The organism is Paenibacillus sp. FSL L8-0340, from assembly GCF_038593145.1.
In the GTDB taxonomy this organism is placed as follows: Bacteria; Bacillota; Bacilli; order Paenibacillales; family Paenibacillaceae; genus Paenibacillus_AQ.
On sequence record NZ_CP151967.1, the window covers coordinates 7,014,511 to 7,035,623 of the forward strand.

The following is a 21,113-nucleotide window of genomic DNA, read 5'->3' on the forward strand; positions in this document are numbered from 1 at the left end:
TTAGGTTTGCTAATAATTAAACACTATATTAATTAGGCTACCTAATTATATTTTCACCGTAATTGTTTGTCAAACATTGAAGGCGTTATCAATTATTACGGAATGAAGAACATCAGCGCTGCAACTGCTGCGAAACCAAAACTCCCCCGCCCGAAGGCGGAGGAGGAATATTCATAGTATAGGATATGTAAGATGAGGTAACTGGGCAATACCGGATTGCTGATCAACGTTTACTGCGTTTTCATCATTTTTCCTTAACTCTTGTATGAGTTCTCTATACTTCTTCTGCTGGTCATCGGTAGCGTAATCCCTGCTTGTCTCGAATAAAGTCACACAATCAATCAAGTCCTTCGCACTGTTCAGCTCAACAGCGAGCGTGAGACATTGCAGAATGCAGTCGACTCCAGACATATACCGTTCCCGGTCTATATGGTAGATGGCCAGCTGATAGCTGAGCCTGTATACACGGTCTATATTCATCGGGTCCTGATACAGCACACAATGAGCCATCTCCACTGAAAACTGTTCCAGCACATCGTCTACAGCGAATCCGAACCGGTTGGCCGCCTCTATGATAATGACCAGACCAGGCAGAATCTCCCCGGGATGTTCCACCAGAAAAGCTGTATATGCCGGCAGTACTGCGTAATTGCCCACCAGCATTTCCAGGGTAAAGCTGTTCGCTATGGCAAATAAACGAAAGGCTTCAACCTCAGACCGGCCCTCATCATCAAGAAATTGAAACCAGCTTAAATCGGCATAGCCGGCAGTATATTTCTTGGCTTCTTCATATCTCCCCTGTTTCGTAAGAGAGGTCGCCTTGAGCAGATAGCCATGGGCATAATAAAAAACAAGCGGGCGCTCCAGTTTCAATTCTTCACCTCGCCTGCCTGCCTTCTTTTGCAGCTGTTCCCGGTACATCGCACTGGCCAGCGCCCTCAGTTCATCAGTGTACTTCTCCATTTCTTTGTACTTATGCAGGGTAAAGGTGACCTGGGCCAGCTTCAGCAGACCATCTAGCTGCAGATTCTCGGGAAGGCGTCCGCGGAACGGTTCAAAGGTGATCACTGCCCGCAGCTTCTCCTCCCAATTCACAACGGACATCAGCGATTTGAAAATACGGTACTGACTGATCGCCAGCCGTTCGGAGTAACTATCCTGTTCATTGTCCACTACAATTTTATAAAAAACCGTCGCCTCCTGCATCTTGCCGGCGGTGAACAGTTTCTCCGCTACTGAATAGACAATATCGAGCGGTTTGGGGTATTCCATCATTCTGCTTAACACTTCATCAATACAATGCTGCTTGCCAGTTTCGGCGCAGCGAATTAAAAAAGGCTCCACCCTGCGGCGCGAGACCTTCTCTTCACTAAAGCATTCATCCACATAAAGCGAATATAAACATCCTTCCGGAAATCCAAAGGCTCGGTTGAACGCATCCAGCTGCCTCAAAGAAATCGGCTTAGGCGGATTGCCATGAAGAATGGCACTGAGACTGCCGCGGTTCAGGCCGGAAACTTTCGCGAACGAGGCTAGATTATGACCCGAGCGGGACAGATTGTCCTCAATTTCAGAGCGTAATGTTGTCAGTTTCGCCTCCACTCGGCACCTCCCCCGGTCATGTTGAACTAGTGCTGCTATTAATTGACATTATAGGTGAAGCCTGTGGAAAGCACAACAAAATGGCCCCGCAACGCGGGACCTTTCCTATCAGCGGGCAGCTGATTATTTATGAAATTACTGTTCCAACAATTTAAGAAGAAAAGCAGCAGGCTCTTCTGTCAGCACCTATCCGGTTGTTAGAAGCCGGGCGGAACTACTGCTGCAATGCCGCCTTGCTTCTTACCCTTTGGCTCTTGGTAACTTTGCCGAAAGCGGAAGCTGCATTATTGCGGCTGCGCAGGCCTTCCATCATTTGCTTCTGAGCCATTACAATGTAGCCGTCCAGACGCTGGCTGAGCTCAACGACCGTATGGTCGCTCAGACTGCGCTCCTGCGCCACCTCCAGCAATTGACTTCTAAGGCTCTCTATAGTTAAAAATAACTCGTCTTCTCTGTAATCTCTTCTATGATCCTCGTGGGAAGCCTGGTATAAGTTCACGATCAGTCACCTGCTCTCTATCAACTTCTACCTTATCATAATTCATGATGCCAAAAAACATATTTTGAAAAAAAAGAAAAATATGTCGAACATATTACATTGGTAAATTTTCATTCATTCCTCTGAATAGACATTCCCGGAGGACTGTAACGCTGGCCAAGGACTCCCATGGCAAAAGTTATCCATTCCCGGGCGGCAAAGGACAAATACCGGTCTCTGCGCCAGATCATCCCCAGCTGCCAGGGAATAACAGGCTCTGTTAAAGGAATCACAGAAATTCTGGACCGGTCCATGTCACGGCAGATGGTCTCCGGCAGCAGTGCGATGCCCATCCCGGCAGCCACCATCCGGCTAATCAGGTCCCACTGTGAACTCTCATATACAACTCTGGGCTGAAATCCGGCTTTTACGCATTCTGTTATGATCCGGTCATGCAGGGCAAAATCCTCGCGAAACAGCACAAACTCCTCCTCCGCCAGTTCTTTCAGAGGAACACTGTCAGTACCGGTCAGCCGGTGTCCTATCGGCACTAGAAGCTCCAGTTTCTCCTCTACAAAAGTAAAGCAATGAAACTTTGCCGTATCCACGGGTAGCACAATCGCCCCGATATCAAGCAGCCCCGTTTCCACATCATCCTCCACTTTCTTGGCTCCGTCCTCATGCAGCCGGATGGTAACCTCGGGATACCGCCGGTGAAATTCTCCGATGACGGCCGGAAAGAAGCTGGCGCCCACCATGGGCGGCAGGCCGATGCGGATATGCCCGCGCTTTAGGTTGCGCAGGCTGTCCAGCTCGGAGGAGAGGCTGGCGAACGACTCCACTATATTTTGCGCCTTGGAGAGCAGAATCTCCCCTGCATCTGTCAGCCTTATGCTTTTGCCTTCACGGTAAAAGAGGTCCGCACCCAGCTCATTCTCGAGGTTGCGGATCATTTTGCTGATCGTGGGCTGTGAGATATAGAGCGACTCCGCCGCTCTGGAAAAGCTGTTCAACCTGGCCGCCTGGACAAAGTACTGTAATTGGCGGATATCCATCGCTTATCGCCTCCCATGCATAGACAAAAGGAATGTCATTTATTCGATCTATTCATTTTACCTATGAAAACAATTGATGTAAACTTTCATTATCATGAAAGGAGCGAAGCCTTATGAAAAAGTTATCCCTAGGCTTGCTGCAGGTAGCCGGACTTACAATATTCTCAATGCTTATCAATACATTGACTCCACTACTTCATATACCTATTCCCGGAAGCATTATCGGGATGATCCTCTTGTTCCTGCTGTTGGAATCTGGCGTCATCCGCCTGAACTGGGTGGAAGTCGGTGCCTCTTGGCTGCTTGCCGAGCTGCTGCTGTTCTTTATCCCTTCCGCTATCGGAGTGATGAAATATTCGAGTCTGCTTGAAGCAGACGGCCTTCAAGTGCTGGCGGTTGTGCTTGTCGGCACATTTGCGGTAATGGCCGGTTCGGGCCTGCTTACGGGAGCCATCTATAAAGTGAAGGAGCGTAAAAGCTGATGATTACAGGACTGCTGCTGCTAGGTCTCACCATTGCTGTGTATCTCATCTCCAAACGAATTTATGCCTCCAGCACCAAGATGTATGCTTCTCCGCTCATCATAACACCCTTGGCGATGATCCTCTTTCTGCTATTGATGGGCATCCCTTATGAATCTTACAATGCGGGAGGCAAATGGCTTACAGATCTGCTGCAGCCGGCGACCATCGCCTTTGCGATCCCACTCCATAAAAACTTCAAAGTACTCAAAAAACACGCCGCCGAAATTGCGGCGGGCGTGTTCTCGGGTACAGTAATTGCAGTGCTCTCCTCGATGCTGCTGGCAAAGTGGCTGCATTTAAGCGGGGAACTGGCGACCAGCCTGGTACCCCGTTCGGTGACGACACCGATTGCCATGAGCATCTCGCAAAGCATTGGCGGTGTCCCGAGCATTACGGCTGTTTTCGTAATTCTCACCGGCGTGCTGGGAACATTGATGGGGCCAACCGTACTCCGCCTCTTCCGCATTGACAACGAAATAGCGCGCGGTGTATCGCTGGGAACCGCCGCACACGGCACAGGGACATCCAAGGCCTTTGAGCTGAGCTCCCTGACCGGTACCATCTCCAGTATCTCGATGATTCTGACGGCGCTGTTCTCGATCGGACTTGCACCGGCACTTCTCGCGGTATTCCTCCACTAGGCCGACCCGGCTTGGGCCAAAGACCTGCCGATCATTTAACCGATCCGGCAGGTTTCTTTTTACTTAAAGCCAAAAGCGGCTATTCCTAAAGTTTCACCGGCAGGCCGCACTGAGCCGACTCATAAGCCGCGCAGGTTACTTTCAGCGTTTTGTAGCCGTCCTCATAATCGCTGAGAATCCGTGAGCGGTCTCCGGTCCGCACCGCATGCAGGAAAGCCTCGGTCTCCACTGCGTAAGGATTGCCTGCATTAACGAATTCCTTGCTGTCGCCGCTGCGCACCTCCAGCAGACGTTCCGGATTCCAGTCCAGCAGCCCGTTGTCATTGTAGAAGCTGAGTCCGACACGGCCAACCTCGCCGGGCAGCACACAGGTATTGGAAATGTTCGCAACCACGCCGCTTGCCAGCTTCAGCGACACTGTGCCCACATCAGCTACCGTTACATTCTCGTGCTGCTCATGCATGATCCGGTTCCCGAACATACCATATACTTCTGTCACCTCGCCGGCCAGATAACGCAGCAGATCGACGATATGGGTCGTCTGCTCCGTGAATTGTCCGCCGGATTGTTCCTGGTTGCGCCACCAGGCTACGCCGGGCATCCCTCCCATCCATTGTCCGACAATCATTCCTACCTTATCTCCACTCAAAGATTGTTTCAGCCGCGTTATGTTCTCCTGATAACGGAAATGATAGCCAACCGAGGTCAGCAAATTATGTTCTTTAATATCCTGCAGCAGACTTGCCGGAATTTCCGTGCTTGACCCCAGCGGTTTCTCGATAAAGAAAGGAATCTCTCTCTTAATCAGCGCCCGCTCTATCGCTCCATGCGATTGTGGAGGTACACAAATGTACACGGCATCCAGCTTATGGGCTTCCAGCATCTCTGTCATTTCACCATAACCCTCTGCTCCATACGGACGGGCCATATCTTCACCCTTCTGCTTGCTGCTGCCGCAGATGGCTTTCAGCGACACATCCTCCATGCCTGTGAGCAAATCGGCATGCACCTTGGAGAACCAGCCTGTTCCTACGATTCCGATATTAAGTGTCATTTAATTCCCTCCTGTAGCGCTCTAGTGAACAGCATCTTTTCATAGAAGTACAATTAGATTATAAGCGTTCAAGCCAGTACAAGGTAGTTTCTCCATTCCCCGGGGAGCAGCTGCTGGTATGGATATTGCAGGAACCGGTCATCTGCGAGCACAATGCTTCCGCTGTCATTCTCGCTGCGGATCAGCCTGCCCCCAGCCTGCAGCACCTTGCACATGCCGGGATAGACATAGGCGTAATCAAAACCGTTCTTTCCCCGGGACTGGAAATATTCACGCAGCAGATTACGCTCCAGCCCTACCTGCGGCAAGCCTACCCCTACAACCATCACACCGTTCAGGCGGTCACCGGGCAAATCCACACCTTCCGAGAATATCCCCCCCAGCACGGCGAAGCCCAGCAGTGTTTCAGGGTTATCCGGGCGAAAGGAGGAGAGGAATTGCTCCCGCTCGGGTTCACTCATACCGCTGCTCTGCACCAGCGTGGGAACCTCCGGATATTTGTCCGCGAATATCTCATAAACATTCTGCAAATAGACATACGAAGGAAAAAACACCAGATAGTTGCCTTTCCGGGAGACCAATCCTTTCAGCGCATCACTCAGTGGAAGCAGAGAATCGGCCCGGTCGCGATAACGGGTGGAGACTGGCAGCACAGACACCTGCCACTGCTCCTTATGAAAGGGAGAGGGCACACTCAGGCTGTAGTCTTCCTCGCCCGCGCCGATCATGTCCCTGTAGAAGGAAAGCGGCGACAGCGTAGCCGAGAAGAAGATCTGGCTGCGGTAGCTCTTTCCCATTTGCTGCAGCAAAAAGGAGGGGTCCAGATTGAACAGCTTCAGCACCACATCCCCGCGCTGGACTTCCGCATAGGTGACATACCGTTCATCATAGGTCTTGAACGTGCGCAGCATCCCCTGCACCGCATAATACGTATCCAAAAGCCCGCCTTCACCGTCTTCTTCCCCCTCCTGTGCAACCAGCGAAATAGGCGAAGGGCTGAGCAGCTCAAGCTCCGCTTCTGCGGCAAAACTCTCCAGCAGGGCAGGCAGCTCCTCCGGATACATCGTCCATTCACCTGCCCCTTCTTCATTGCAGCGTTTGCGCAGGGCAATGAAAAAAGCATTTACCGCTTTGGCGGCAACGCCGAGTGAGCGGTTAACGGTCTTGTACTGGCGCTGCAGCGAGAGGAACGGAGCCTTCGCCAGACTGGCCGAGTACATCTCCCTCCCCCGGTCCACCAGATTATGGGCCTCATCCACCAGCAGCACCGTCTTCTTCTTCCGTTCCTCCGGCAGCCGCTTTAAGCTGATACGGGGATCATAAATATAATTGTAATCACATATAACGGCATCACAGGCATAGGCGGCATCCAGCGAAAATTCAAACGGGCAAACCTGATGTCTCTTGGCATACCTGGCAATCACGTCCTGTGTCATCAGCGTCTCATGCTCCAGCATGTCCAGCAGCGCGTTATTGATCCGGTCATAATATCCGTCGGCAAAGGGACAGAAGTCCTTAGTGCACAGCCCCTCATCACGAAAACAGGCTTTCTCCTTTGCCGTAAGCGTAATAGCATGCACATGAAGCCCGCCTTTCAGCAGCATGGCTATTGCCTCCTGCGCGGCGAACCGGTTAACCGTCTTAGCGGTCAAATAGAACAGCCCGGCTGCCTTGCCTTCTCCCAATGCTTTGAGCGCAGGAAAGAGGGTGGACATCGTTTTGCCGATACCGGTCGGGGCTTGGGCGAACAGATTAACGCCCTCCGTGACTGATTTATAGACCGCAGCCGCAAAATGCCGCTGTCCCTGCCGGTATTCGGCAAAGGGAAACGACAGCCCGCGGATGCTGGCTTCCTTCTGCGCCTCATGCCTGACCATCAGCTCAGCATAAGGGGCATATTTCGCTACCGTATCAACGGCAAAGGCAATCAGCTCTTCTTTGGACAACTGCCTGTAGAGGCTCCGCTGCTCTTCACCGCCCCGCCGGACATAGGTGAGCTTGACCTCAATAGAAGTAAGCTCCTGTGCTAGACATATCATATAGGCGTACATGTATGCCTGCGCCCAGTGCACCTCCCGGCCTTCGAAAGCAGGTTCGAGCGGACCGGCCGTTGATTTGATCTCTTCGACCGTCACACTTCCGTCCTCCCCGGTGAGCAGGCCGTCGCAGCGTCCGTCGATCCTAAATATAAGGCCTTCATGGGCAATTTCTGTCTTCAGGTAGACTTCTTTACGGTCTCCTTCCTTATACTGCTTCTGAATGTGCTGATGAATACGCGTACCCTCCACCATCGCTGCTCCACTGCGGAATCCCGGCTCCAGACTGCCGCTGCTAAAGACATATTCCACGAGGGATCTCACTGAAAGAACTATTTCCGCATATTCCATGTATGCCCACCCCCACTATTTCCCGAGCCCCTTTTTAGCATCGGTGGCCGTTTTCGTCCTTTTTCCATGATATAAACTGATCTGAGTGCTATAATCCCGGCTTCATTCCTGCGCATATCGCTTTACGCGGTTCATGGTGGTTATACGACGATTCTGATTTTTGACATTCCTCCACCAGCACTGCATAATAAGTTCTATTAATATGGAATTCTTTTGTCTATGCGCTGCGTCCTCCTAGCCGGGAAACGGCGTTTCATCTTGCAGAAAGAAGGCGAAGCTGTGTCATCCCTTACTATTAAACGATGGTTGGTTAAACCATTTGTATTCTTCTCGATCATCTTCATTCTCAAAAGCTGTCTGGCTTGGGGTGTAATCTTTGGAGATTTATTGCCCTGGAAAACAATATTAACCGAAATTCCTTTTGTTTGGGCGCTTTTTTGCCTTATTGAGCGTTTTGCCTCCAAACGGAAGCTTGGTTATTATATGACCGTCAATCTGCTCGTTACCGCGATCTTTTTCGCCGCTATTATGTACTTTAAATATTACGGAGTTATTGTCACTTACCATGCAGCAGAGCAGGTGAACCAAGTCACTGCTGTCCGCAACAGCGTATTTTCACTGATGGACCCTTACTATCTGCTGATATTTGCCGACATTATCATCCTGGGCATCTATTTCTTCTTTAATAAGAAGGGCCGGACGTATAAAAAGGATAATATTAACCGCTGTGACCACCGCCGCAACGGCAAGCTTTCCTTCAGCGTGCTGTTCGCCGTTTCCTTCGCACTCTGCTTGTTCAATATACTGCCCAATAAGGCCAGTATGAATGAGATCAAGAAAGCGCAGGAGATGGGTATCCTCAATTATGAGGCTTATACCATTTTTGCTCAAGATAAAACAGAGCTTGTGAACGCCAGTGAGATTACGCAGGATGCTATCAACAAGCTGAAGGGAATTGATCCCGCAGCTGTCTCCCCGCTTCAGGGTGCTGCCAAAGGCAAGAACCTGATCATCATTCAGCTCGAGTCCTTCCAGAGCTTTCTGATGGGACTAAAAGTGGACGGCCTAGAAATTACGCCGAACCTCAACCGTCTGATGGATGAAAGTCTTTATTTCCCTAACTTCTACCAGATGGTGGGGCAGGGAAATACCTCGGATGCGGAGTTCGTTGTTAACTCTTCTTACTATATTCCGCCGCAAGGTGCGGCTACGATGGCATATGTCGACAAGGATCTGCCAAGTCTGCCGAAATTGCTGCAGGCCAACGGGTATCAGACAGCCACCTTCCATACGAATGATGTGGAATTCTGGAACCGCGGCGAGCTCTACAGTTCACTGGGCTGGGAGCAATATTACGACCATAAGTTCTTCGGAGATGAAGATACCTTCTTCTTCGGTTCTTCCGATGAAGTGCTCTACCGCCGGTCTGCCGAGAAGCTGAAAGAAATGGATGACAGCAGCAAGCCGTTTTATGCTCAGGTCATTTCCATGTCAGCGCACCATCCGTTCACCATTCCGGCAGAGAAATATCAAATGAAATTGCCTGAGCGTTATGAGGGCACCTTTGTCGGAGACTATATCCGTTCGCAGAATTATGCCGACTATGCCTTCGGACAATTTGTTGAAGAGCTCAAAGCAAGTGGTGTCTGGAATAACAGTCTGATCATGGTCTACGGAGACCATATGGGACTGCCGATTTATTCACTGGACCATGATGACAAAGAACTGATGACTGAAATATACGGACATGAATATGAATATTCCGATATGCTCAATATTCCGCTAATTATTCATGCCGGAGACAGCCTCAAGCCACAAACTCTGGAACAAGTTGGCGGAGAAATTGATATTATGCCAACGGCTGCCAGCCTGCTGGGTGTCTCCATGGCTAACAATATCCACTTCGGCCAGGACTTGCTCAGCCAGACATACAATCTGCTGCCGCAGCGTTATTATTTGCCAACCGGCTCCTTCATTGCCAGCTCCGGGCTGTTGATTCCCGGGAACAGCTTTGAAGACAATACGCAATATAAACTGGCTGCCGGAGGGAAAACTCCTGACGGTACCGAAGATGAATATACCAATGCTTTGCGGTTGCGCCAGCTGTCAGACAGCTATGTGACCCAATTGCCGGATAAAAAGACCGCCGTAGAATAACATAGGCGGATTAAGCAGCAGTACAGAAAGAGCCGCGCTCCCATTTGGAGCGCGGCTCTTTCTGTATCCCTCAGGCCAATCCCGTTATCGTTCCTGCTTCTCAAGTATCCGGTAATAGTCCGCGAAGTTCTGCAATTCCTCCGGCTTCAGGATTGATAAATGTTCGGCAAGCAGCAGCAGCGAACGGTACTGCGCTTCCTCCAGCAGCTCCTGGCCCTTGGCTGTAAGAGTCACAATAACTGCTCTGCGGTCATTCTCATCCGGCTCGCGTGCGATAAGTCCCAGCGCTTCTAACCGGTCCAGCATGACTGTAACCGCACTGGACTTCACCTCAAGCTTATCGGCCAGTTGGATCACCCTTGCTTTTTTCTCCTGTGCGATCATGCGCAAAAGTCCGAATTGCGGCACAGTCAGACCGATTTCTTTATGCAATGACATCTGTGAAGTGATTTTACGCTGCACCCTCCACATAGACAATCCTACGGCTTCAATCAACGGATCGATTTGTTGCGGCATCCCTTTCAGCTCCCAGTCCGTTAGTCCTGCCTTAAGCGTAACACTTCGGCAGGTGATGATTCAATGCTTTTGTCTTTTTGGACATGATCAGAGTCATTGCAAAAGTGATTTTTTTAGGCAAAGTTTGCATTTTCCGACACAAAAATACTACATTCTAGATACTGCTCTAGGAGCCGCGATACGCTATAATCTTAGCAGTGAACAGTGATTCACTGAATATATTTAGTCAGGGCTGGTGGTACAAAACATGAAATTGGCAACAAAATTAACTTGGATGATGCTCATTGTGTTACTTCTTGTCGGATCATCCATCGGGTTCTTCGGATACCGCGCCGCTTACAGACAAGTGGATGAAGCTGCAGGTATCGAACTGGTAGGCTGTGCGAATATTACTACCGGCCTGGTAGATCCCGCTGACATATCGGCACTGGTGTCAGGTGACAGCAGTAAGGTGGCCGCTGTAGAAGACCGGATCAGCTGGATTATTAACCATAAACCGATTTTCAAGGAAGCCTTCATCCTATCCTTGGACGGTACTGTGCTTGCCGCAGACAAAAGCTTCAAAGAAAGAGGCTATAAGGCCGGCGACACTTTCTATTTTTCGGATAAAGATAAAGAAATGATTACTACCATGAAGCATTCCGCATACTCCAAAGTTTATACATATCAAGGCACCTCCCTCAAAACCGGGTACGGCCCCATTTATCAGGATCATGACCCCACGAAGCCCATTATCGCACTTATGGCCATCAATTTTGACGGCCCGCTGATTCAGACGCGTACGAGGGACATCATCGTTCAGCCTTTCATTATCGGCGCATCCATACTGGTAGTAGCTATTATTGCCGCGTATTTGGCCATCCGGCGCATGGTTAGACCGCTCACCAAACTATCCAGTTCAGTTAACAACGTGGCTAAGGGCGATTTGACCCGTGAACCGCTCCTGTTCAAGAGCAAGGATGAAATCGGCACCTTGGCCCGCGACTTTAACGAAATGACGTCGAGCCTGCGCTACCTCATCACCCAGGTCAATGATACCTCCATGCTGGTGGCCTCTTCTTCCCAGGAACTCTCAGCAAGCGCTCAGGAAACGAACCGGGCCGGAGAGCATAGTGTCAATGTCACCCTTGAGCTGGCGGATGGGGCCCATACGCAGCTGGACAATTTGGAAGGAAGCTATAAAGCTGTACAGGATATGTCCCGGTTTATTACCGACATTGCCGACAATGCGGACAGCGCCATGAACAATGCGGCCAGCAATGCACTGAGAGCCCGGACAGGACGGGAAGCGATGGATTCCACCACCTCGCAAATGCAGGTGGTCAGCGGCAGCATTACCGATTTATCCGCTATTATCGAGACACTGGGCAGTCATTCCAAGGAAATTGAGAACATTGTCGGTACGATTGCCAGCATTGCCGAAGAAACCAACCTGTTGTCGTTGAATGCGGCGATAGAAGCGGCCCGTGCCGGTGAAGAAGGCCGAGGCTTTGCTGTTGTTGCAGGCTCTGTTCGTAAGCTTGCTGAACGCTCAGCTAAATCAGCAGGTCAAATTGGCGATTTGGTCAATCTCATTGTAAATCAGATGGACAAGGCCGGAGAAACCATGAAACGTTCCACGGATGAAATGCAGCAGGGCAGAGAAATGATCCTGTCTGCCGGGCAATCCTTCTCCGAGATAGAAGTTTCTGTCTCCGATATGTCTTCACAAAGCCAGCAGATTTCGGCGACCGTCCGTGAACTGGCACTGATCTCCGACGGACTCGTGACAACGATTCAGAATATTGTCGCAGTATCGAACCAGACTGCCGAAGGCGCCGAGACCCTATCTGCTTCCTCCCAGGAGCAGCTTGCAGCTATGCAAGAGGTTGAATCCTCCGCTGCGTTCCTTTCTTCACTTGCTGAGAAGCTGCAGGTGCTGGTGGAGAGCTTTAAAATCTAATTCTAATAAAGCAGCAAGTCTCAACAAGACTTCGCTGCTTTTTTAATGCTACAGACTTAACAAGTGCTAAATTCTTATCTTTGAACAAGAGGCTGGCCATCCTGTTTCTCAGTGATGACCAGCCTCTTGTATAGTACATTGAGTTATATAAACGTATGTAGCGTCTAGGCTGTATTTTCTATAAACCATTGACCCAGTTCATGAACCGGCATCGGACGGCCGTAATAGAAACCCTGCATTACCCGACAGCCGAGGGATTGCAGCAGTTCTATCTGTTCGGTGGTTTCTACACCTTCGGCCACAACCTCCATATTGAGGTTGCTGGCAATCGCAATAATATTGCTGATAATCGCTTTTTTCGAATGCATTTTACTTTTGCGGATAAAGACCTGATCAATCTTAAGCGTATTGACCGGAATCTCATCCAGATTACCGAGTGAAGAGAACCCTGTACCGAAATCATCGAGCGATACACGCACCCCGAGATTCCGCAGCTTGGAGAGCTGTGCTACCGTCTCCTCCATATTGTTCATTGCAATGGATTCCGTGATCTCCAGTTCGAGAAAATGCGGCTCCAGACCAGAGCGTGTAAGCGCCTCCTCCACCACATCATACAGGCCTCCGCCTTCAAACATCCGGGCCGACATATTGATGGATACAGGAACATTCGCTACCTCAGCCCTGTGCCACAGCATATTCTGGCCGCATACATCATGCAGCATCCAGTACGTAATCGGCACGATAAGGCCCGTCTCTTCGGCAATCGGTATAAACTCTGCCGGAGAGACGATCCCATGCTCCGGATGCCTCCAGCGCAGCAGCGCCTCCAGTCCAACAGTGACGTTCATAAATGAATCCCACTTCGGCTGATAAACTACCATAAATTCAGAGCGGGCCAGCGCCTTGCGCAGATCCTTCTCCAGTGACATCCGCCGCAGCTGGTGGCGGTTCATCTCCTGATCGAACACACTGAATTTATTTTTGCCGGAGTCCTTGGAGGTGTACAGCGCGGTATCCGCGGCTTTCATCAGCGCAGAGCGGTCCGTGCCATGCACGGGAGCCAGGCTGATTCCGACACTCGCTGTTACATACAGCTCATTGCCCTTAATGCTGTAGGATTTCTTAACCTCCCGCAATACATGCTCTGCCATGTCCTGAGCATTCTCTAATGTACAATCCGGCAGCGCAATCAGAAATTCATCGCCGCCCATCCGAAAGACCTTGCCTTGGCAGCCTACACAATACATCAACCTGTCTGCAACCTCCTGCAGCAGTTCATCGCCGATGTCATGTCCCAGCGTGTCGTTAATCGACTTGAACCGGTCCAGATCGACAAAAAACACCGCACCCGTGTTCACCCCAAAGAACTCCTCGAGAAAGTAACGCTCCAGCCCATGCCGGTTCGGCAGCTCGGTCAAAGGGTCATGATAGGCCATCTTTTCCAGAACATGCCGGTCCAGAAACACGGCGCCTCCAGAAATAGCGAGCATAAACAGAGTTACCAGCGATACCCCTGTCAACAGAATGAAATCCGTCTCCATCAGAAAGGGCTTAGTCCCAAGCCAACTGTTGAGCTCGAAGCGGCTTGTACTCAGGCTGATATAATGCATTCCGGTTACCGCAAACCCGATGAACAGCGAGGAGCAGAGCTTCCTGGCACTGAAGCCTGTGTAATCCTTAAACTTGCGAAACAGAAATACAGCGATGTAAGAGGCCAGAAGAGCAATCATCATAGATATGCCCTGAGCCATTGGCTCATAGTGAAGTCTGCCGTCCATCTCCATAGAGGACATCCCGATGTAATGCATGGCAGAAATTCCACCGCCCAGAATGAAGCCGGAGGCCAGCAGCCTGAGCAGCCGCTGGCGGGATGCTACCGCAATCCCCAGGGCCAGAAAACTGGAAAGGATGCTGATCAGCAGGGACAACACCGCTCTGCCCGGATGATAACCGACTTCAAACGGCAGGCGGCTGGCCATAATGCCGACAAAATGCATCGCCCAGATTCCGCTGCCCAGCACACATGCCCCCGACAGCAGCCACAAACGCCGGATCTTGCCCGTAGAATGGGAAACCTGTGAAATCAGATTAAGCGCTGAATAGGCCGCGGTTGCCGCCAGCGCGAAAGATAGCAAAACAATCCAAATGTTATAGTGGATTCCCATTTGATCCATAGTTGACCTCTTCACCGGTTATATTATCATTATCGCTGCATGTATTCTCAAGTATAAAATCAATATACGAGTATCAGATAAACGGAAGAGTGTGTAAAGATTATAGGTGATCCCTGAGAACTAACTTCAGCTGTATTCTACCTTTTATTTGGAAATCTGTCTAAGTAAATACTGGAACTTGAACCCCTTTTTTGAGGATGGCAAAAAATGTCCATATTTGCCTGCTGCCTCAAGCGCCGAGAGTTGGGAGCTTCCCGTTTCGCGGAGCGGCTTGGGGGAAGGAAATATGCCAAACCCACCAATTGAGAGCTGCCAAAATTACCAAATAGATGTAAATTCCCGGGAAGAACAAGGTGAACACATAATGAACCCCGGCAAATCCCATTAATATAAACAGTAAGGCAAAGGAAATCCCTTTGTAATCACTCTGCTTGGCAGCTTCATATTTCTCAGAGAAGGGCAGCGCCTGCGGCATCATGCGATGGCAGATGACGGTATACAGCAGCGAGGCCAGCAGCACAGCGAACAAATCTACAATGATCTGGCCTCCGAACAGCCAGACGAATACCGCTCCTTCCAAGACAAACAATGGCAGTAGCAGCCGCAGCAGCACCGCCTTAAGCATCCCGCGGTACACCGCGGCCGTCTCGGGCAGTGGAATAGCTTTATAAATCCATGCGCCCTTATAGCTGGCCGAATAACGCAGCATTTGCACAGCAGTCAGCACCAGCATTGCGCTGAGATAAACAAACAGGTAAGCTTTGGAGCCTCTGACCGCCTCCATGTCTCCGCTCCACACCTGGTTGAATATAAAGATAAAGGGCAAGACCAGCGACAATCCTATGGACGGGTATACCTTCAGCTTGAAATCCCGTTCGTTTTTCATCATGGACCAGGTAAACCGGAAGAACATCCCCTCTTCCTTGTTCCGGCATACAATCGCAGACAGCCGCCGGGACAAGCGTCCATTATCTTTGCCCGCAGCGCCCTGCTCCGCCAGCTTCTGCAGACTCCGTTCGAATGTCGGCATCAGCTTGATGTATGCCGCAAGCAGTATCAGCGGCACCACAAGGCCAAGCAGGGCCAGCTCCACAAGATGGGCACTCTTTTTCCCGGCAATCAGCAGCTCAAACGGAGCAGAGAACCAGATCGGGGCGAACAGAAAATTCCACCAGGCCGCTTTAAAAGTAACACCCAGCTCAGTGATGTTGAACAAGCGGGAAATCAGCTGGGCGCCCACCGTAACTCCAATGGATAAAATGATCTGGACATAGTTGATGATGTCCTTGAGCTTTTCCCCGTCAAAGACCCTTAGGATCAATAAATAGAGCAACGCGGTAAATACAAGGATAAAGCAGTCCATCAGAATGACCGCAGCAGCGTACAGCAGGAAGAAAGGCACTCCCTGGATAAATATCGAAGCGATCAGTGACGGTCCCGTAAACGTCAGCGTGACTGTCAGCAAATAAATGAGAATATGCAGGCTCTTCGCCATGCTCAAGGTCCGGCGGTTCACCGGCTTGGAGAACAAAATATTCTTGTCCCGCAGATCCAGCATGACCGAGGAGAAGTCGGAGATCAGTGTTGTCATAATCATGAACATAACCACACTAAACAGCATACTCATCATCAGGATATAATTTCCCTTGGGAATAACGATGAAAATCATCATCAAACCGATCAGTAAATAAAACCACTGCACCCGGAACGGCGAACCCTCGGTCTCCTGCTTATTGTTCTGTGATCCCGCAAATACCGTCGGCGTCCGCCTTCCGTCCATGGTCAGCTTTACTTGAAGAATGTTGCGCAGCATACCATAATCGACACCGATTCTCTTGAAGCCTCCCTGCAGCCGGTCAAGCAGCTTCAATACAAAGAAATCATTCATGCGGAGCACCCTCAGCAATGACCGCTACAAATTCACCGGCGATATCCCGGTACTGGTCAAATCCGGTCAGCTGATTGAAGATCTCCTCCAGCGAGCCTTCCCTGTTCTGCTCCTTCAACTGCGAGAAGCTGCCGTCTGCTACGATATCTCCTCCGTCGATCAGGATGATCCGGCTGCTGATCTTCTCTACCACATCCATAATGTGCGAGGAATAGAAGATAGTCTTGCCCCGTGCCGCGAGTGAGGCGAAGATTTCTTTAACGATCATTACACTGTTGGCATCCAGCCCGCTGAGCGGTTCATCAAGAAATAAGATGTCGGGATCATGCAGCATGCTGGAAATCAGCAGCACCTTTTGCTTCATCCCTTTGGAGTAGGAGGCGATACGCATGTCGTAGGCCCTCTCCAGGTTTAAAAGACCCATCAGCCTTTCCGCCTTCTCATCGGCATCCTTTTGCTTCATGCCGTACAGTTCGCCGATGAATGTCAGATACTCCCTCGCGGTCAGGCTGTCATACAGCTCTGCAACCTCAGGCACATAGCCGATCCGCCTTTTGTAGGCAGTATCTCCGTCAGCGATGTCTCTGCCAAAAATTTTCACCGTACCGTTGTAACCCTCTACCAATCCGAGCATGATCTTGACCGTGGTGCTCTTGCCCGCCCCGTTGGGTCCGATATAGCCAATGATTTGCCCCCGGTGAACCTCCAGATCGATTCCCCGCAGCACCATTCTGTCACTGTAATTCATCCATAAGCCAGATATTGAGATGACCGGCTCTTCCAATAGCCCCATTGTTAATCTCCTTTCGAATCGGCTTTCTTTTAAATCATCAAGACAAACTTTCAATACTATTCCTATTCTATCAAATTTTACAACGTTCCTCATGTGAGTAATCGCAACAAGTAACCCGTAAACTTATACATTCACAAGAAAACTGGGGGTATATTAGGACTACGAACAACGTGAAAATTACAATTCTTATCTTTTAAAAAGGGATTGACAGTACAGCGGAACTTCCAGTATATTTATCCCACATTAATTCTTATATAACCAATTAGATTAGGGGGTATTATTAAAAATGTCTACTATCGACAACAACTTGATCACCGCCATCGAAAGCAACTGGTATGGCTTTGTTGTATCGATTTTTGTATTCGGGGTACTCTTCCTGTTGGCCCGCAAGCGAGTCGGGTTTGGTACGCGGGTCATTGTAGCTCTGGCAATTGGTCTGGTCGTCGGCATCCTTTTTCAGAATCTGGAGTTTGACACCAAGGCTATCACCACCTTCGGCAGCATCTATGTCAGTCTAATCCGCATGCTGGTTGTCCCTCTGGTCTTCGTTCTGGTGCTTAACAGTATTGCATCGCTGACCAATCTGGAATATTTGCGTAAGATCGGCTTCAAGACCTTTGCCTGGTTCCTTGGAACAACGGGTATTGCTTCAATAATAGGACTACTGGTTGCACTGCTGTTCAACCCGGGAAACGGCATTCAGCAGGATGTGCCGGCCGACTTCACCGCCCGTGAAATTCCGGCCTTCTCCCAGGTCATTCTTGACCTTGTGCCTTCCAACCCGATCAATGAAGCGGCTGAAGGCAAGGTTGTGCCGGTGCTTATCTTTGCAATCTTCCTTGCAGTGGCCATCATCAAGATCGGATCGAAAAATGCAGAGTCCGTAAAGCCTGTGCGTGACCTCATTCAATCGCTGACACTGGTGCTGCATCAGGTCGTTAAATTCATCATCCGTCTGACGCCTTACGGTGTCTTTGCACTTATCGCCGGCATCACTGCCCGCTATGGCTGGGAAACGCTGCAGGAGCTGGGAAGTGTAATTATAACCTCCTACGTCGCACTGATTATCCATTTTGTGCTGGTGTTTGGCGGGCTCGTATTTTTTGTGGCCAAGGTCAATCCGCTGCGCTTCTTCCGCAAAATTTATCCCACCGTTGCCGTGGCCTTTACAACCAGAAGCAGCTACGCTGTACTTCCGGTTAATCTTGAGGTTATTACAAAACGGCTGCATATTTCTCCCCGGATCGCCAGCTTTGTCGCTCCCCTTGGGGCGTCAGTCAACTTCAACGGCTGCGGCGGGATCTGGCCGGCCATTGTTGCTGTCTTCACTGCACAGGTATTCGGAATAGATCTTGGCTTGACTGACTATATTCTGCTGGTCTTTGTCAGCATCATTTCCTCGATCGGAGTTGCCGGTGTGCCCGGACCCGCAGTGATCTCGACAACAGTCGTACTTACCGCTTTGGGCCTGCCGCTTGAAGGTATCGCAATCGTCGCCGGTGTGGAAGCGCTGATCGACATGGGCCGCACAGCTGTAAATGCTACCGGTACAACCGTCACCGCCCTGTTGGTCGCCAACTCCGAAGGAGAGTTCGACCGGGATGCCTTCAATAACAACAACGACGAAGATGAGCTTATTGCATCCGCCGTATAATTCAGTGTCTGACCTGTATTCACCCAAGTCCAAACGGCTTCGCCGTCCTCAAAAGAACGGCATCCGTTTCAGCGAGAAATAGAAGGATAATTTATAGCGTGAAACATATAAATTCATATCTTTCCAAAAAAACGGCTGCGCCGTCCTTGAATCAGGACAGCGCAGCCGTTTATGTGTGCAACAAAAATTACAGCAGAATCCGTTCCCGCCGGCGGGCAGAATCGAGGCAGGTCTCAATCAGCCGCATATTCAGCACCGGATCATCTGCTGCTACTCTGGGTTTAACCCCGGAAACGGCCGCCGCAAAATTATCGGCCTGCCAGACATAAGGATTTGCGCCGGTAGCTTCGATCACCTTCGATTCGCCGCACGTATGCAGGATGAATTCCGCATCCTCAAATCTCGCATTGAACGGCATCGGAATTTCAATCCGGCCCTCCGTGCCGAGCAACTCCAGTAGCTGGCGGTTGTAGGCCCACATCCCGCAGTCGAAGATCAGGCTTACTCCGCCTGGAAACTCAACCAGACCTGAAGCCATCATATCCACATTGTCATGCTCCGGGGAGAACATCGCTTGTACCGTTACCGCTTCCGGCTCCGCAGCGAACAGCATACGCGCCGCGCTGAGCGGGTAACAGCCGACATCGTACAAAGACCCCCCGCCCCAAGCCGATTTAAAGCGAATATTCGTCGTATCCCCGGCATCATTATATGTAAATGTTCCGCGGATTGACCGGAGCTCACCGATTTCTCCCCGGGCGATAATGTCCTGCACCTCGGCAATCCGCGGATGATGCCGGTACATGTAGGCCTCAGCCAGATGAACACCGGCCTTCCGGCATGCTTCCACCATCTCTGCCGCCTCAGCACTGTTAAGCGCAATAGGCTTCTCACAGAGCACATGCTTGCCAGCTTCCGCAGCGCGGATGACCCATTCCCGGTGAAGATGATTCGGAAGCGGAATATAGACCGCATCAATATCCTGATCCGCAAGCAGCTCCTCATAACTACCGTAGGCCTTCTCTATCCCAAACTCCGCAGCCACGGCACTGCTTTTCTCCAGTCCACGGCTCGCTACTGCTGCGATGATGCCGGATTCCGATTCCTGAATAGCCGGCATGACCGAATTTGTGGCAATCTGGGCACATCCCATAATTCCCCAACGAAGTTTCTGCGCCATAGCTGTACACCTTCCTTGTATTAGATTGTCTATTTATACCTATAGACACCATATCATAGAATAAGGTTTATCTCTATTTACAGAGGTAGGATGATGTTATGAGGTAATCCAAATATCCAGCACAACGGCCACTCCAAGCACAATAACGCGGGCCATGCTCATCAGCACGAAATTTTTGACTGCCAGGATAAAGGTCGTCGCCTTCTCCTGCTTCTTATAAAACAGGGCAATATTGCGGCGCAGCGGGATCAGTGTCAGCAGCAGCAGCACAACCAGAACAGGATGGACGCCAAGCAGCAGCAGCACGATCAAATCCAGAAAGGAGACATAGTAGAGAAGCTTAAACAGCAGTAACGCATTGCTGCGGCCGATGTAGACGGGCAGTGTATACCTGCGGTTCTCCATATCATCCTCAATGTCGCAGATGTTGTTCGCCAGCATGATTCCGGCAATTCCCAGAATCGCCGGCACCGAAAACCAGAATAGATACAGGACCTCCACAAAGTTGATATGCAGATCAATCCAGTCTTCCCGGAACAGCAGGGTAACAACACTCTGGTCGGAATGGATGTAAGCCGAAATGAAGATGATGACAAAGCCCATAAACAGGCCGGAGAACAGCTCACCCAGCGGCATCCGCGAGATCGGTATCGGCCCGAATGAATACAAGATCCCGATCAGGAAGGACAATCCGCCGAGCAAAAATATGATCAGACCAGTCTGGGAGACAAGGGCAATCCCGCCCCCAACCGCCAGCACCAGCAGGATGATAATCGTCGCCACCACAGTACTTTCCTTGAGCTTGTAATGAACAATGGCATTATGGGTCTCATAGCCGTAGCCGTGGGTTTTGGCCGCTTTTTTGAAATCGTAATAGTTGTTAATTGCCGTTGTCGCCATATCGAAGCTCAGCAGGGACACGAACATGAGCGCAAAACGCAGAGGATAAAAATCCTCAAACCGGTACAGAGCATACAATGACCCGAGCAGAAACGGGATAACACTAGCCACCTTGGTCGGCAGCTCTACAAATCTCAGGAAACTTTTTACATTCAAGGTGATCCACCC

Annotated in this window: 16 protein-coding genes; 5 read left to right on the forward strand and 11 right to left on the reverse strand. The window is 50.4% G+C overall.

All coding sequences use genetic code 11. The features are described from left to right. Positions 1-171: 171 nt before the first annotated feature. The 3 genes from NST07_RS32145 to NST07_RS32155 form a co-directional block, all read right to left on the reverse strand. Positions 172-1,602 (reverse strand): DNA-binding protein, encoded by a 1,431-nt coding sequence (locus tag NST07_RS32145; RefSeq protein ID WP_341096937.1) that lies wholly within the window; start codon positions 1,600-1,602, stop codon positions 172-174. A 214-nt stretch (positions 1,603-1,816) separates the two neighbouring features. Next, positions 1,817-2,101 (reverse strand): aspartyl-phosphate phosphatase Spo0E family protein, encoded by a 285-nt coding sequence (locus NST07_RS32150; RefSeq protein ID WP_076109704.1) that lies wholly within the window; start codon positions 2,099-2,101, stop codon positions 1,817-1,819. A gap of 110 nt (positions 2,102-2,211) precedes the next feature. After that, a complete protein-coding gene (locus NST07_RS32155; RefSeq protein WP_038597594.1) occupies positions 2,212-3,135 on the reverse strand; it encodes a LysR family transcriptional regulator in 924 nt (307 codons plus the stop codon). A 113-nt stretch (positions 3,136-3,248) separates the two neighbouring features. On the opposite strand from NST07_RS32155, the gene NST07_RS32160 reads away from it, so the two are divergent. Both NST07_RS32160 and NST07_RS32165 read left to right on the forward strand, forming a co-directional pair. Next, positions 3,249-3,617 carry a CidA/LrgA family holin-like protein gene (locus tag NST07_RS32160; protein ID WP_038597597.1) on the forward strand — a complete coding sequence of 123 codons (369 nt, stop codon included), beginning with the start codon at positions 3,249-3,251 and terminating at the stop codon, positions 3,615-3,617. Between the two features lie 2 nt (positions 3,618-3,619). Further along, positions 3,620-4,300: a CidB/LrgB family autolysis modulator gene (locus tag NST07_RS32165; protein ID WP_038601037.1), complete on the forward strand. Its 681-nt coding sequence runs from the start codon at positions 3,620-3,622 to the stop codon at positions 4,298-4,300. Between the two features lie 85 nt (positions 4,301-4,385). Here NST07_RS32165 and NST07_RS32170 read toward each other — a convergent pair whose 3' ends face one another. Continuing rightward, positions 4,386-5,354, reverse strand: coding sequence for a Gfo/Idh/MocA family oxidoreductase (locus NST07_RS32170; RefSeq protein WP_342480765.1), 969 nt, complete (start codon positions 5,352-5,354; stop codon positions 4,386-4,388). A gap of 68 nt (positions 5,355-5,422) precedes the next feature. Then, the gene (locus NST07_RS32175; protein ID WP_341096941.1) at positions 5,423-7,741 is read right to left on the reverse strand and encodes a helicase C-terminal domain-containing protein; all 2,319 of its coding nucleotides are present in this window, start codon (positions 7,739-7,741) and stop codon (positions 5,423-5,425) included. Between the two features lie 219 nt (positions 7,742-7,960). Here NST07_RS32175 and NST07_RS32180 point away from each other — a divergent pair, with 219 nt between their 5' ends. Continuing rightward, positions 7,961-9,898, forward strand: a complete 1,938-nt coding sequence (locus NST07_RS32180; protein ID WP_341096943.1) for an LTA synthase family protein — start codon at positions 7,961-7,963, stop codon at positions 9,896-9,898. Positions 9,899-9,982: 84 nt separating this feature from the next. Here the strand turns inward: NST07_RS32180 and NST07_RS32185 are convergent, their stop codons facing one another. Continuing rightward, the gene (locus NST07_RS32185) at positions 9,983-10,414 is read right to left on the reverse strand and encodes a MarR family transcriptional regulator (protein WP_341096947.1); all 432 of its coding nucleotides are present in this window, start codon (positions 10,412-10,414) and stop codon (positions 9,983-9,985) included. Between the two features lie 247 nt (positions 10,415-10,661). On the opposite strand from NST07_RS32185, the gene NST07_RS32190 reads away from it, so the two are divergent. Next, positions 10,662-12,356: a methyl-accepting chemotaxis protein gene (locus tag NST07_RS32190; RefSeq protein ID WP_341096949.1), complete on the forward strand. Its 1,695-nt coding sequence runs from the start codon at positions 10,662-10,664 to the stop codon at positions 12,354-12,356. 164 nt (positions 12,357-12,520) lie between these two features. On the opposite strand, the gene NST07_RS32195 is transcribed toward NST07_RS32190, so the two are convergent. From NST07_RS32195 to NST07_RS32205, 3 genes are all read right to left on the reverse strand, one after another. Continuing rightward, positions 12,521-14,530 (reverse strand): EAL domain-containing protein, encoded by a 2,010-nt coding sequence (locus NST07_RS32195; protein ID WP_341096951.1) that lies wholly within the window; start codon positions 14,528-14,530, stop codon positions 12,521-12,523. A 229-nt stretch (positions 14,531-14,759) separates the two neighbouring features. Further along, positions 14,760-16,418: a hypothetical protein gene (locus NST07_RS32200; protein ID WP_341096953.1), complete on the reverse strand. Its 1,659-nt coding sequence runs from the start codon at positions 16,416-16,418 to the stop codon at positions 14,760-14,762. Then, a complete protein-coding gene (locus tag NST07_RS32205) occupies positions 16,411-17,211 on the reverse strand; it encodes an ABC transporter ATP-binding protein (protein WP_038597612.1) in 801 nt (266 codons plus the stop codon). The genes NST07_RS32200 and NST07_RS32205 overlap by 8 nt, the downstream gene beginning before the upstream one ends. Before the next feature lie 286 nt (positions 17,212-17,497). On the opposite strand from NST07_RS32205, the gene NST07_RS32210 reads away from it, so the two are divergent. Next, positions 17,498-18,865 carry a dicarboxylate/amino acid:cation symporter gene (locus NST07_RS32210; RefSeq protein ID WP_341096955.1) on the forward strand — a complete coding sequence of 456 codons (1,368 nt, stop codon included), beginning with the start codon at positions 17,498-17,500 and terminating at the stop codon, positions 18,863-18,865. Between the two features lie 187 nt (positions 18,866-19,052). Here the strand turns inward: NST07_RS32210 and NST07_RS32215 are convergent, their stop codons facing one another. After that, entirely contained in the window at positions 19,053-20,045 is a 993-nt protein-coding gene (locus tag NST07_RS32215; RefSeq protein WP_342480766.1) for a Gfo/Idh/MocA family oxidoreductase, read from the reverse strand. A gap of 96 nt (positions 20,046-20,141) precedes the next feature. Next, positions 20,142-21,101, reverse strand: coding sequence for a 1,4-dihydroxy-2-naphthoate polyprenyltransferase (locus NST07_RS32220; protein WP_342480767.1), 960 nt, complete (start codon positions 21,099-21,101; stop codon positions 20,142-20,144). Positions 21,102-21,113: the final 12 nt, after the last annotated feature.